The 13,599-nt window shown below is 39.9% G+C and carries 11 protein-coding genes; 10 read left to right on the top strand and 1 reads right to left on the bottom strand.

Annotation, left to right across the window (positions count from 1 at the left end):
* Window positions 1-93: 93 nt before the first annotated feature.
* Window positions 94-1,110, bottom strand: coding sequence for a nucleoid-associated protein YejK (gene yejK, locus FLM54_RS06250; RefSeq protein WP_178955748.1), 1,017 nt, complete (start codon window positions 1,108-1,110; stop codon window positions 94-96).
* Window positions 1,111-1,173: 63 nt separating this feature from the next.
* Between yejK and FLM54_RS06245 the strand changes: the two genes are divergently transcribed.
* The 10 genes from FLM54_RS06245 (at window position 1,174) to FLM54_RS06200 (ending at window position 13,546) form a co-directional block, all read left to right on the top strand.
* Window positions 1,174-1,386, top strand: coding sequence for a DUF1414 domain-containing protein (locus tag FLM54_RS06245; protein WP_008109847.1), 213 nt, complete (start codon window positions 1,174-1,176; stop codon window positions 1,384-1,386).
* Between the two features lie 5 nt (window positions 1,387-1,391).
* The gene (locus FLM54_RS06240; RefSeq protein WP_178955746.1) at window positions 1,392-2,888 is read left to right on the top strand and encodes a DUF3413 domain-containing protein; all 1,497 of its coding nucleotides are present in this window, start codon (window positions 1,392-1,394) and stop codon (window positions 2,886-2,888) included.
* 145 nt (window positions 2,889-3,033) lie between these two features.
* Window positions 3,034-3,525 carry a DUF4124 domain-containing protein gene (locus FLM54_RS06235; protein WP_178955744.1) on the top strand — a complete coding sequence of 164 codons (492 nt, stop codon included), beginning with the start codon at window positions 3,034-3,036 and terminating at the stop codon, window positions 3,523-3,525.
* 183 nt (window positions 3,526-3,708) lie between these two features.
* A complete protein-coding gene (aceK, locus tag FLM54_RS06230; RefSeq protein WP_178955743.1) occupies window positions 3,709-5,427 on the top strand; it encodes a bifunctional isocitrate dehydrogenase kinase/phosphatase in 1,719 nt (572 codons plus the stop codon).
* Between the two features lie 16 nt (window positions 5,428-5,443).
* On the top strand, window positions 5,444-6,382 hold the full coding sequence (locus tag FLM54_RS06225; protein ID WP_008468187.1) for a LysR family transcriptional regulator: 939 nt from the start codon (window positions 5,444-5,446) through the stop codon (window positions 6,380-6,382).
* A gap of 161 nt (window positions 6,383-6,543) precedes the next feature.
* Window positions 6,544-6,987 (top strand): PA2169 family four-helix-bundle protein, encoded by a 444-nt coding sequence (locus FLM54_RS06220; RefSeq protein ID WP_178955742.1) that lies wholly within the window; start codon window positions 6,544-6,546, stop codon window positions 6,985-6,987.
* A gap of 169 nt (window positions 6,988-7,156) precedes the next feature.
* Window positions 7,157-9,973 carry a TonB-dependent receptor gene (locus tag FLM54_RS06215; protein ID WP_178955741.1) on the top strand — a complete coding sequence of 939 codons (2,817 nt, stop codon included), beginning with the start codon at window positions 7,157-7,159 and terminating at the stop codon, window positions 9,971-9,973.
* A gap of 44 nt (window positions 9,974-10,017) precedes the next feature.
* Window positions 10,018-11,349 carry a DUF5690 family protein gene (locus FLM54_RS06210; protein ID WP_178955740.1) on the top strand — a complete coding sequence of 444 codons (1,332 nt, stop codon included), beginning with the start codon at window positions 10,018-10,020 and terminating at the stop codon, window positions 11,347-11,349.
* Window positions 11,346-12,155 carry a phosphonoacetaldehyde hydrolase gene (phnX, locus tag FLM54_RS06205; RefSeq protein WP_178955739.1) on the top strand — a complete coding sequence of 270 codons (810 nt, stop codon included), beginning with the start codon at window positions 11,346-11,348 and terminating at the stop codon, window positions 12,153-12,155. The genes FLM54_RS06210 and phnX overlap by 4 nt, the downstream gene beginning before the upstream one ends.
* On the top strand, window positions 12,155-13,546 hold the full coding sequence (locus FLM54_RS06200; protein WP_178955738.1) for an FAD-dependent oxidoreductase: 1,392 nt from the start codon (window positions 12,155-12,157) through the stop codon (window positions 13,544-13,546). The genes phnX and FLM54_RS06200 overlap by 1 nt, the downstream gene beginning before the upstream one ends.
* The last annotated feature ends 53 nt before the right edge of the window (window positions 13,547-13,599 follow it).

Below are 13,599 nucleotides of genomic sequence, written 5' to 3'. Positions count from 1 at the left end.
TAGAGGGTAAAGTTACAATCGAAGGTTAACGGGCTGTGGGGATCGGGTTACGAGCCAGGGCCCGAAACCCATAGCTCACAGCTCGCCGTGAGTTTAATCTTGCTCTTGTTCCATGAAACGTTGCAGTTGGTCTTTAAGGTTTGGCGGAATGCCTTTTATTACCAGTGTATCTGTTGCTTCGTTGTATGTTACACGTTCACCTAAATGTTTACGCTCAAAGCTAATACTCACACCGCCACCTAAGCCTGAAAACTTAACCATACTTGTTACTGTTTTCTTATCAACTGGAAATGACTCTTCTAGGTCATAGCTTTGCTCTTTACAAAAGCTCTCAAACGGGTTGTCGTCGCCTTTGGTCAGCGTTGCTGAAAGCTCACTTACATTAGCCTCTTCGCCTGTGGTGACACAGTCGTTACAATAATCAAATACTTGTTTACGTAAATCGTCTTTTTCAGACTTATTAAATTCTTGCTCTGATAAGTAGTCTTCTACCGCGCTTAGCATTACTTGGCTTTGTTGCTTAGGATCAATGCCCTCTTCACAACCTAAGAAATCTAAAAAGAAGTCAGCCACTTTTCGCCCTGCACGACCTTTAATAAACGAAATATAACGATTGTCGTCTGCTTGGGTATCCCATGCGGTTAAATCAATGCGAGCAGCCAATTGCATACGCGAAATATCTAAATGGCGCGATGCGGCTAAATCAAGCTCTGAAGTCATGGAGTAGTGCTCTTTAATGTTGATCATGGCAATCAACATATAATCAGTAGCCACGTACTGATAATGACAAAATACTAAGTAGCCAGTTTCATTAAAGGCGTATTTATCTAACTCTTCTTTTAATACCGTTGATGCCTGCTCGGTCATATGCCAAAAGCCAAGCTCATTATTACGATAGCTTTGCATAGTAGAGGCTACAATACTGTTTTTTTCACCACTAAAAGCACAAAAACCTTTGCCTGGCTTGCCGTTGTAGGCGTGGTGTAATTGCTCAATGAATACAGCAACTTTGTCGTTGATCATCATTTCGTCGTTGCGAAGGTGAATTTGGGTGTCGTCATCTTTTTTGTCTACATAGTGCACGACTAATTTTTTAACATCTATTGCCATCTTTGTTTTTCACGCCTCTGGTGTTAAAATACGGGAATATAACTATTTTTATTGAACCAACTGATGCCAATCTTATCAAAATACTCTAATGAAGAAGTAGAACAAATCGTCGATCAGCTTATTGATGTTTTATCAAAACACAATGCGCCGGTTGATTTAAGTCTTATGTGTTTAGGAAATTCTATCACGCATATCTTAAAAGAGCATGTACCAACAGGGAAAAGACAAGCTGTTACTGAGAACTTTGCAAAAGCACTCGCTCAGTCGGTTAAATAAACTCTATGAATTTATCGCAGCATAACCAGTTTTCATCGAAAGCAAGTCAATTATTAAGTTGGGGCCATTGGTTTACATTTGCCAATATTGGTCTGGCGCTTTTAATTAGCTTAAGCTATTTATTTGCCGACTCGCCACCCACCACTAATATAGGTATCACTTATATGGTGGTTACGTGGCTAAGCCACACCAGCTTTATTGCCTTTTTAGCGTTTGTGCTGACGGTCTTTCCTTTAAGTTTAGTGTTCCCCTATCCGCAGCATATTCGCGGCATGGCGGCAGTGATAGCAACAATAGGTGCTTCAATACTGACTTTAGACGCTTATGTGTATTTTAACTTAGGCTATCACTTAAATGCCTCAGCACTGCCTGAAATTATTTCGCTGTTGTGGCACCGCTTAACAAATTCACCGGCGCTCACTACCTTGCTAGCAGGAAGTATTGTATTACTTATTTTAGGCTTTCAGCTTACAGTTAGTAACTTTACTTGGCACCATCTAGCACGCTTAAAGCAATTTAAATTTGCGCGTTATGCAGGTTCTTTTTTAGTGATTTGTTTTGCATTAAGCCACAGCATTCATATTTGGGCTGATGCAAATTTAAAGTTTGATATCACCAAGCAAGACAACGTACTGCCACTTTCGTACCCTACTACAGCCAAAAGTTTACTCGCTAAAAACGACTTATTGGATGTTGAAAGCTACGAACAGGCACATAATGTTAAAATTAATAACCAAGGTATTAATTACCAAATACCTACCCCATTAGCAAAATGTGAAGATTACAACGCGGCTAAAGTTGATATTTTAGTTTTTGATAATGACGAGCAGTTAACAAAATTTGTTGCTAGCAAAAAAAGCATTTATAAAAACCAACAATTTTTACAACCCACCGATCAGAGCGACATGCTATTTGGTTTGGTGTATGGCCTGCCTGCATTTTATAAAACCGACATTATTGAGCAACAAACCTTACCCGTTTGGCAAAGCCAACGTCGAAGTGTAAAAGTATTTGGTATTGATGAGCTGAGCTTTATTAACGAGCAAGCACACAAAGACAGTGCAATCAGGGTGATTAAAGCGACTGAAAATGCAACGGTTCGTGATGATGCTACTGAGTTTTTTGCATTTAGTGTGTCTCAAAACAGCAATGAAATAGTGACCACGTCAACGCTATATAGCTCAGATAAGTTTATTTCTAAAGTGAATGGCTTAATTCAACCTAGTGATATTATTGCTACTAGCCTTGGCCAATACTTAAACTGTAATGCGCTTGCTAAGCAAACTATGCTAGGCGAAAACTTATACAGTAAAAGCAATAATATTGGCGTTAATTACTCACAAGGTGTCGTAATTGCTTATAAAAAAGATAGAATTACGCTGATTGATCGTGATGGAAACTTTAGAAACATTTCCGCGGCTGAAGGGTTTTCTATTGAGCAAGGACTTGATATTCCGTTTTTAGTACACAGTATTAAAAAGCTTAAAACGTTTTCTCAATAGCACCTCATAATATGAGCGAGCCATTAAAACTGACTCGCTTGGTTTCTGTTATTGCTCCTTTGCACTTGCTATCCCCCTCAGCTAAGTTATAGTTTTTAGGATTAAAACATTTTAACTCGATCAGAATGCGCAAAGGATCATCATTATGTTCAACGTTATTAATCTGATCATTACTGCCTGCCTTTTATGCTTTAGCTCTCTTGCACTAGCCCAAACTACCTATTACAAATGCGTAACCCCAAAAGGGACTACCTTTTCACAATTGCCCTGTAGTAACAATGCAACCATGCATAAAATAACTGCCACTGAGCCAAAACAAACAGGTGAAGAAATAAACTACACTAAGCAGTTAAACGAGCTTGAGCGCGACACCATAATTACTAACTTAGAGGCAGAGCTGCGCAGTAACCAGAATAAACTCGCTATACTTTCACGAGAAAAAGACCGTGCTGATTTTAAACAACAACAACGCTTGAATCATATATTAAGTGCCGATGATAAAAAACGAATTAGAAAAGATATTAAAAAAACGCAAAAAAGTTTAGATAAGCAATATAAAAAAGATAAAAAATTAATTGAAAAACGAATTAAGAAATTACAAAAAAAGATTGATGCCTACCAAACAGACTCTAACTAACTTAAATAAATATCATCTTAATTTGCTTGGTTTTAAACATAAAATAACATACCCTTAACAACTATAGAGTACAAACTCTAATGCGTGTTTAGTGGTGCAATTTCCTTTGACCCGCTTTTACAAATTAAATGGTATCCACCGGCACTTTACTAAACACCCAAAGGCGTCAATTAAGGAGTACTGATGCAACCACGCCAAATTGCTGAGTTAATATTAACCGGATTTAAAAAACATTACCTGCTGTTTCAAAGAACAACAGCAAAAGCGCCTCATGCGTTTGCTAAAAGAGATTGGCAAGCAATTAATGATATTAGCCGCCTACGTATTAGTTATTACGATGATCGGGTTAACGAAACCACAAAAACCTTACGTGAACGCCAACAAACAGACCAGCTAAACGAAAGTTTATGGCTTGAAGTAAAGAAAATTTACCAGCATTTTTTATGTTTTCACCCGCAGGCTGAGCTTGCCGAAACATTTTATAATTCTGTATTTTGCCGCTTGTACCACCGCCGCTATTTTCATAACGACTTTATTTTCGTTGAAGCGACACTCAAAGATGCGCCTTCAGTGCCAGTAGAGGCTGAATATAGAAGTTACTTCCCCGTCGTGGATGGTTTAAAACCAACAATTAAACGTATTATTAACCACTTTGATTTTAAAGCCGATTTTGTCAACCTTGAGCGTGATATTCGTTTATTAGTAAAAGCGTTTTATAAGCAAGCTCCCGATACTCACCACCAGCATTGGCAAATGCGTTTTGATATATTACACACGCCGTTTTACCGCAATAAAGCAGCGTATATTGTAGGACGTGTCGTATCGCAAAGCGGCGTTCAACCTTTTATCATTGCGGTACTTCATCATGAAGATAAAGGGTTATATCTTGATGCCCTACTGACTAAGTCATCGCAAATGCGGGTTATTTTTGGCTTTGCACGAGCTTACTTTATGGTAGAAACTCACGCCCCCTCAGCGTTAGTGCGGTTTTTAAACCAACTCATGCCAAATAAAACTTTAGCCGAGCTTTACAACGCCATTGGTTTTCATAAACAAGGAAAAACTGAGTTTTACCGTGAGTTTTTGAATCATTTAACTCATTCTAATGACCAATTTACCATTGCACCTGGTACACCCGGCATGGTGATGATGGTATTTACCCTCCCCTCGTTTGGTTATGTATTTAAAGTTATTAAAGATAAATTTGGCGAAAGTAAACCATTTGGTCGTGATACGGTATTAAAACGCTATCAACTGGTTAAAAGCCACGACCGTGTAGGGCGAATGGCCGACACCATAGAGTATTCAAACGTCGTATTTCCTTTAGCGCGTTTTGATAGTAACTTGTTAGCGCAGTTGTATAAAACCATTGGATCATCAATGGTCATTGAAGGTAACTGGTTAATAATAAAACATTTATATATTGAAAGGCGAATGACGCCACTGAATCTGTTTTTAGAAAATGCAGATGAAAAAAGTGCCGCCGATGCCATAGAAGAGTATGGCCAAGCGCTCAAAGAAATGATTGCTGTGAATATTTTCCCCGGCGACATGTTGTTAAAAAACTTTGGGGTAAGTAAGCACAAACGGATTATTTTTTACGATTACGATGAAGTGCAATATTTAACAGACATGAACTTTAGAGCACTACCTAAGGCAAAAAGTTATGACGATTATTTAACGGATGAACAAAGTTACTCGGTTGCCCCTCAGGATGTATTTCCAGAGCAGCTATGTACCTTTGTTATGCCCAATCCAACATATAAACAATTTTTAACTAGCACGCACCCTGAATTACTTGATGTTAACTTTTGGAAACAAGCACAACAAAATATAAAAAATGGAAAGGTGAGTCACATTTATCCCTATCCTACAGCACAGCGTTTTATCCATTATTGGTAAACGTTAAGGACACACAATGAATATAAGTAAAATAGATTTAAATTTACTGGTTTACCTCGATACATTACTGCGCGAATGTAATGTTACTCGTGCTGCAAACCAGCTTAGTATTACTCAACCGGCAATGAGTAACGGACTTAAACGCCTACGTAACCTTTTTAACGATCCTATTTTAGTTCGTACCAGCGATGGTATGGTGCCGACTGAGCGTGCTATTGAGTTGCAGCCAGTAATTCGTGGAATTTTGATGACTCTTGAAGAAACTCTGGCACCTAACCGTGAGTTTGAAGCTAAACAAAGTAAGCGAGTGTTTAGGATCATGGCCAGTGATTACGCGGCCAGTACCATGGCGCCGCGTTTATTAGGGAAACTACACGAAGAAGCGCCCGACACCACCTTAGATATTTTAACCCCTAGTGATGTTACCTTTCACGATGTTGAAAACGGTAAAGTTGATATGGCGATTAACCGCTTTGAAAATTTACCACAATCGTTTCATCATAAACGTATTTGGAAAGACAGCTTTTGTTGTTTAGTAAAATCAGATAACCCCATTATTGAAAACTTTAGCCTAGATAGCTATTTAAAAGCTCGCCATATTTGGGTAAGTAAAACAGGCTTTGGTGTTGGTGTGGGGATGGACCCTAAAGATGTGCAAAAGCTGGGCTGGGTTGATGAGGCACTGGCTCATTTTGGTAAACACCGTAATATTGCCACTTTTACTCGTAACTACCATGTGGCTGTTCACTTAGCCAAAGAGAAAAATTTAGTTGCGACTTTGCCCTCAAAAGCGGCTAATATTTATTTAGACGATCCTGGGCTTAAAATACTGGAGCCCCCCTTTCCTATCCCGCCATTTGAACTTGATATGATATGGAGCCCTTTATTACACAGAGACGCTAGTCATATTTGGTTACGCCAAAAAGTAGCTGAAGTAGCGGATGAGCTAAAATAACCTTCTTACAAACTTTTATGTAAAATTTGCTTGCTAACGCTCAGTTAGCAAGCCTACTAAACAATTAAAAAGCATAAAATACAAACACTTAAAAAAACAACCTACTTGGAATAGCGCTTGCTTAGTAATGACAGTATTTTAAATTAACAGAGGTCATTATTATGAGCACCCATCAAGGACAAGAAATTAATCATATTACAGAAATTATCCAAGTAATGAATAGCGGCATCGACTTTTACCAAACAGCACAAGATAAAGTAAAGGACCCCGCAATAGGTGCCCTATTTCAACGTATGATTGACGCTCGTAAAGTCAGTGTGGAGAGTTTACAACCTTACGCAATTAATCAACAGGGTGAGCGCGAAGATGGCTCATCGTTTGTTGTAGAAGCGCGCCGAGCATTCACAACTTTGATTAGTAAATTTACTAACGATAACGATCAAACCTACGTTAAAGAGCTTGAGGAAGTAGAAGATAAAACCTTAGAAGAAATTAAAGTAGCGTTGAAAAAACCTCAGTCCCATGATTGTGAAGCAGCGTTATCAAAGGTATTACTTACTATGCAGAGCTGCCATGCTGAAATGAGTAAAATGCAAAAACATTAAGTTTAATACAAAGAATAACCGCCCAGCCTTAGTGCTGGGCTTTTTGTTACCTTAAAAAAATCCCCTCCTGTGAAAAAAATTAGTTTCGTCACATGTTTGTAAAAATTCATCACTATTATTAGTTAAAACATCTGGTCTAGACCAAAATAAACTTAAGGTAAAACTAATAATGAAACGACATGCAATAGCCACTGCTATATTACTGTGTACTAGCCCGTTATTTATTGCCCAAGATGCCGTTGCCGGTAACGCTACATTTGTAGGCACTGTAGAAGATAGTAGATCACTGCTCTCTGGCGCATTAATCACAGTAGTTGGTACTGGTAAAAGTACCGTAACAAACTATCAGGGACAATTTGAGTTACCGCAGTTAAATCCAGGTAAACACCAACTTAAAGTGACTTATTTAGGCTATCAGCCTTATTTTGTTGATATTACTGTTGGTGAAGGCGAAATAAAAAAGCTAAAACCAATCACTCTTTTTGCTGCAAATAATAATAACGCCATTGAAGAAATAATTGCTGTCGGCCAAATTCAGCGCGGTGAAATGGCGGCAGCTAATAACCAAAAAAATGCCAAAAGTATTAAAAATATTATTTCTGCTGACGGTATTGGAAAACTACCTGATAGAAATGCAGCTGAAGCTGTACAGCGTATACCAGGTGTGTCGATTGAACGTGACCAAGGTGAAGGTCGTTTTGTTGCTGTGCGCGGTCTACCGGCACAGTGGAGCTCTGCGAGTATCAACGGCGATCGTTTACCAACGGCTGAAGAAGAAACCACCAGTCGAGCAACAGCTTTTGACTTTTTCCCTAGTGAATTAATTGAATTTGTCGAAGTGTCGAAAGCGCTAACCCCTGACCTTGAAGGTGACGCCATTGGCGGTAATGTTAATTTTATCACTAAAAAAGCGCCCGATGATTTTGTGTTTAATACTAATTTTGCAATTGGTCAAAATGAGCTTGCCGATGGCACTAATTATTCAGCAAACTTACTTTACGGCGACCGCTTACTAGACGACAAATTAGGTTTTTTGATCAATGCGACTGCGTGGCAACGTGACTGGGCCACTGATAACTATGAGCCGCGCCGTGGCAATGATGGTTTAGGCATTTATCGCTTAGAGTTACGAGATTATACCGGCACGCGCGAAACTTATGGACTTAATGGTGCTGTTGAGTATCAACTTGAACAAGGCACAATTAGCGCCACAGCCATGTATGGGACTTTAATTGATGACGAAACACATTATAAGCACCGTATGCGCTTTGATAAAAATCGCGCTGAAGTACAACATATCCGCAATGAATTAATTACCGAAATGACTGGGCTTGAGTTAGAGGCTGAGCATTATTTTGGTTATGACAAAACTCTTAGTTGGAAGTTATCAAGTTACGAGAATGAATTTCGTTATGGCAATACCCCAAATAGCGAAGACAACAGTTATTTTGTTGTCAGATTTGACCAAAAACAGGTTGGCTTTCAAGGACTAGAAGACAGGGGCACAGGCAAAAATTACGCTTATAATACGATTGATGGTGGCAGCGATCCATGGAATGCAATCAGTAACCATTTACCTAGTGATTTTTCATTCGATCCTGCTAATACTAATCTTTCATGGGTAGAGTTATATAAAATATTCGTTAATGAAAAAGATAAAATTGTCGCGAGTGCCGATTTCGAATGGCAAGTAGATGCAAACTTAACTGTAAAAATAGGTGCCAAATACCGTGATAAAGAACGTGTCGCCCGCTTTAGCGATGAATTTTACGCGTGGGATGAAGCAAACTATGGCGCTGCGCCAAGCTTAAGTGACTTTACTTTGGCAGATCAGCCAGGCCGCAATGATTTTTTAAATGAATTAGCTATTGATTACCAACAGCAATTTTCGCAAGTTGTTGATACCGGCGATCTAGCGCAGTTTTGGAATACCAATAAAGACAAATTTGTACTTGATAAAAGTGAGTCTGCCTTAATTGAAAATGGCGGTGCGTTAGGACGTAATTTTGATGTTAACGAGCAGCACACCTCACTATATGGTATGGCAACCTATACAATTAATAACGACTGGGAAATACTAGGTGGTTTGCGCCTAACTCAAACTGATACTGAGGTGAATGGTTATATATACCTGGCTGATGAAGATAGAGTTACACCAAGTCATGCTAAAAATGATTACCTATCGGTGTTACCTGCATTACATGTTACTTATCACAGCGACGAGCAAACCAACTACCGCTTAGCATTAACCCGCTCGTTCTCACGTCCTGACTTTGGCTCTTTAACACCAGGCGCAACCTACTTAGAAGCAGATAACGAACTTGTTACCGGTAATCCCGAACTCGAACCCACTTACTCAAATAATGTTGATTTGATGGTTGAGCATTTCTTTGAACGTGTTGGTTTAGTCTCTGCAGGCCTGTTTTACAAGGACATTAGCGACCCAATTTTTCAAAGTAGCTCAATTGGTCAGTTTAATGATAACAGTGGTGTAAATATTGTGCGCCCAGAAAATGGCGACAGCGCATGGCTTGCAGGTATTGAGATGGCCTTTAATCGCGATTTGGGCTTCATCAATCCGACTCTAGATAGCTTTGGAGTAATGGTGAATGCGACCTTTATGGACTCACAAATGAATATTCCAGATCGTGGCGATAAAGTAGCGATTCCGCGTCAAGCCGATAACCTCTATAACTTTACCTTATATTACGATGACAGCTTCTTTGCCGCGCGGGTTGCCCTAAATTATAAAGGCGAGTACATCGAAGAGCATGGCAGTGATCGGCAATCGGATAGCTATTATGGCGAAAATGTTAGTGTTGATTTTACTACGTCATACCAGCTTAACGAAAATGCATTAGTTTATCTTGAATTAAATAACCTAACTAACGAACCGCTTAAATATTATTTGGGAGATGAAAATCGCCCACTGCAAGTTGAGTATTATGGTGTTCGCGGCATGGTCGGTATTAATTATCAATTTTAATCTATTGTATTACGCGGGGCGAAAGCCTCGCGAAGGATAACCCTATGTTTACGCAACCAAAGTGGCTACATCGTGCACAAGGTGTTGGGTTTGTTCTATTTGCAGCAAGCGCTGCATTTATGACTTACTTTTGTATGTATGCATTTCGTAAACCCTTTACAGCTAACAGCTATACAGAGTTTGACGATCCAAGTTGGCAAATTAGCTTTAAAATAGCACTCATACTGGCACAAGTATTTGGCTACTTATGCGCCAAATTTATTGGTGTTAAGGTCATTGCAGAAATGCGGCACCAACAACGGGGTCTTGCCATCATTGGTATGATTACAGCAGCTGAATTATCGCTAATTTTATTTGCCGTGACCCCTGTTGGAGTCAACGTAGTATGGCTATTTTTTAATGGTTTATCGTTGGGAATGATTTGGGGTATTGTATTTAGTTTCTTAGAAGGCAGACGAACTTCTGAGATACTCGGTGCCATTCTCAGTGTCACCTTTATTTTGGCGTCAGGTTTAGTGCGCAGTGTCGGTAAATGGCTGATAGATAATCTCAATGTTCCGGAACTGTGGATGCCTGCCGCAACCGGAGCGTTATTTTTACCCTTGTTGTTACTTAGTGTTAAGTGTTTAACCTTGTTACCCAATCCAACACCAGAGGATCAGCAGGCGCGTCAACAACGCTTACCTATGAATGGTAGAGCCCGCTGGCAGTTTTTCAAACAATACTGGTTTGGTATTAGTTGTTTAATTCTGAGTTTCTTATTATTTACTGGCTTTCGTGACTTTCGCGATAACTTTGCCGCAGAAATTTGGCAAGCACTGGGATATGGCCAAGAGCCAGCTATATTCGCCTATGCAGGTATACGTATGGCATTTATAGTCTTGATTGCACTTGGTGCAATGGTGTTAGTAAAAAATAATAAAACCGCTTTTTATGTAAACCACGGATTCATTTTGTTTGGTGCCTGCTTGTTCGTAGGCAGTACTGTTGCGTTTGAAAGCCAATTACTAAACGCTAAGGCATGGATGGTGCTCCTTGGGGCTGGCCTTTATATTAGTTACATCCCCTACAATTGCTTCTTATTTGACCGTATGATTTCTGCTGTTGGCTCAACCGCTAATGCCGGGTTTTTAATTTACTTAGCAGACTCAGCTGGTTATTTGGGCTCGGTGAGTATCTTACTCTATCGCACCTTTGTGATGCCTGAGATTAGTTGGCTTAACTTTTTTATAAACGCCTGTTACTGGGTCGGCTGTATCGCTGCATTCTTGGTATTGTGCTCACTAAGCTACTTTGTAATGCGCTTATCCCCTTTCAAACAAGTTCGCAGGTTACACCCTGTATCTACACCTACATATATAAGAGAAGAAATATGAAACATTTAGAAGCACTCATTTTAGACTGGGCCGGCACAGTTGTAGACCATGGCTCTGTAGCGCCAACCACTATTTTTGTGGAGGCATTTAAAGCCGCGTTTGATTTTGATATTACGCTGGCGCAAGCGCGTATTCCGATGGGCATGGGAAAATGGGACCATATTGCAACCCTAGGTAAATTACCGGAAATTGAATCTCGTTGGCAGGCACAATTTGGCTGCTCAATGACTAATGAGCAAATAGATCATATTTACAATACCTTTATGCCATTACAAAAAGCTAAAGTCGCAGATCGTGCTATGCCTATTGCTGGCGTATTACCCGTAATAGCGCGTTTAAAACAGCAAGGTATTAAAATTGGCAGCTGTTCAGGCTATCCTCGCCAAGTGATGGACGTGCTTGAAGTGGCTGCCGCTGAATATGGTTACCAACCCGATCATAGCGTTGGTAGTGATGAACTAACGGCTGGCTCTCGCCCAGGGCCATGGATGGCACTTGAAAACGTGAATGCACTAGGCATTCAACGTGTTGCGAACTGTGTAAAAGTTGACGATTCAGCACCTGGCATCGCTGAAGGGTTAAATGCAGGAATGTGGACTGTTGGTGTTGCCCTAAGTGGTAATGCAGTCGGTTTAACCGAACAAGAATGGGCAGCGTGCTCAAACGATGAACAAGCCGTTTTAACTCGTGAAGCATACCAGCATTTATATCAAGCCGGCGCTCATTTCGTGATTGACTCTTTAGCTGATATCGAACCTGTTTTAATGCAAATTGAAGCGAGACTCGCTCGAGGAGAGCGTCCTTAATGAATTATCAACCTTTTTGGTTTGATAACGCCATAAAAGAGGAGAATGCCGATAGACTTCTTCCTCAACTTCCTGAAAATCATCACACCGATATTTGTATTATCGGTGGGGGGTTTACAGGACTTTGGACCGCCATTCAAATCAAGCAACAGCAGCCCCAAAAAAAAGTGACTATTATTGAACAAGGGTTGTGTGGTCAGGGCGCATCGGGCCGTAATGGCGGTGCGATGTTAACATGGTCGACTAAATTACCCAGTCTGATTAAATTAGTAGGATTAGAAAACGCCCTTTTTTTAGTACAACAATCTGAGCAAACCGTCCATGATATTAAGCGTTTTACGCTAACTTATGCTATTGATTGTGATTGTCGAATTGATGGATGCTTTTATACAGCCTCCAACACGAGTCAAATTGGGCGACTAAGTAACGCGCTTGATTACTTAGATAAATTTAAAATTAATTCGTGGCATTCTTGTGACACTCAACAATTACAACAAACCGGTTCAAAGCAAAACCTCACTGCTCATTTTTCTGCACATGGTGGCAGTGTACAACCAGCGAAGCTCGTCAGAGGGTTAAAGCGAGTCGCGCAACAGCTTGGAGTGACAATAATAGAGCAATGTGAATATATGCAACACTTTGGCGATCAACAAATAACCGTACATACAAGTCAGGGGAACCTATTATCCAATACAGTTATTTTTGCGGTTAATGCGTGGCTACCTAGTTTACATAAAGTATTTTCTCGCTCTGTTGTACTGGTTTCTAGTGACATGGTCATCACTAAGCCAATCCCAGAAGTTTTAGAGCAACTAAATTTAAATCACGGCAGTGCTATTATTGACTCTCGTCTGTTTGTTAATTACTACCGGACCACCAGTGACGGGCGGTTAATGTTAGGTAAAGGAGGAAACTTTTTTAGTTATTGTAATAAGGTGCATCCAAAGTTTGATTTGCCGAGCAGCTATGATGATATTTTAAAATCATCACTCAATTATTTCTTTGGAAGGCATCACTTACCCATAGAACGAACGTGGACGGGCGCTTCCGATCGCAGCGTTTCTGGCTTTCCATTCTTTGGTCAGCTTAACAATCAAAAAAATGTATTTTACGCAGGTGGCTACTCTGGCAATGGCATTGTACAATCTTATTTGGGTGCAAAAATTCTCTGTGCAATGGTACTCAATAATGATCCTAAGTGGCAAAACTGTGGCTTAGTTAATCAATCACTAAATCAGTTTCCTATTGAACCCATCCGAACAGCAGGTGCATATTTAGTACGTAATGCAATAAGACGTAAAGAGGCCGCAGAAGATAGTAATGCAGCAGTTCGCAGTATTGATAATTTTTTGGCTAAATTAAGTGGCAATGCTGCTAAAGTCGATTCATAAACTAGCTGAATATAATACTCACCATAAACAATATAAGTCATATTATACTCAGC

This window comes from Pseudoalteromonas sp. Scap25, from assembly GCF_013394125.1.
Lineage (GTDB): Bacteria > Pseudomonadota > Gammaproteobacteria > Enterobacterales > Alteromonadaceae > Pseudoalteromonas.
This window is presented reverse-complemented; position numbering and strand designations above follow the sequence as displayed.

Coding starts and splice junctions, on each gene's coding strand:
- FLM54_RS06240 (WP_178955746.1), top strand. CDS start 1,392: ATGAATTTATCGCAGCATAACCAGTTTTCATCGAAAGCAAGTCAATTA.
- FLM54_RS06245 (WP_008109847.1), top strand. CDS start 1,174: ATGCCAATCTTATCAAAATACTCTAATGAAGAAGTAGAACAAATCGTC.
- FLM54_RS06215 (WP_178955741.1), top strand. CDS start 7,157: ATGAAACGACATGCAATAGCCACTGCTATATTACTGTGTACTAGCCCG.
- yejK (WP_178955748.1), bottom strand. CDS start 1,110: ATGGCAATAGATGTTAAAAAATTAGTCGTGCACTATGTAGACAAAAAA.
- FLM54_RS06225 (WP_008468187.1), top strand. CDS start 5,444: ATGAATATAAGTAAAATAGATTTAAATTTACTGGTTTACCTCGATACA.
- phnX (WP_178955739.1), top strand. CDS start 11,346: ATGAAACATTTAGAAGCACTCATTTTAGACTGGGCCGGCACAGTTGTA.
- FLM54_RS06235 (WP_178955744.1), top strand. CDS start 3,034: ATGTTCAACGTTATTAATCTGATCATTACTGCCTGCCTTTTATGCTTT.
- FLM54_RS06210 (WP_178955740.1), top strand. CDS start 10,018: ATGTTTACGCAACCAAAGTGGCTACATCGTGCACAAGGTGTTGGGTTT.
- FLM54_RS06200 (WP_178955738.1), top strand. CDS start 12,155: ATGAATTATCAACCTTTTTGGTTTGATAACGCCATAAAAGAGGAGAAT.
- aceK (WP_178955743.1), top strand. CDS start 3,709: ATGCAACCACGCCAAATTGCTGAGTTAATATTAACCGGATTTAAAAAA.
- FLM54_RS06220 (WP_178955742.1), top strand. CDS start 6,544: ATGAGCACCCATCAAGGACAAGAAATTAATCATATTACAGAAATTATC.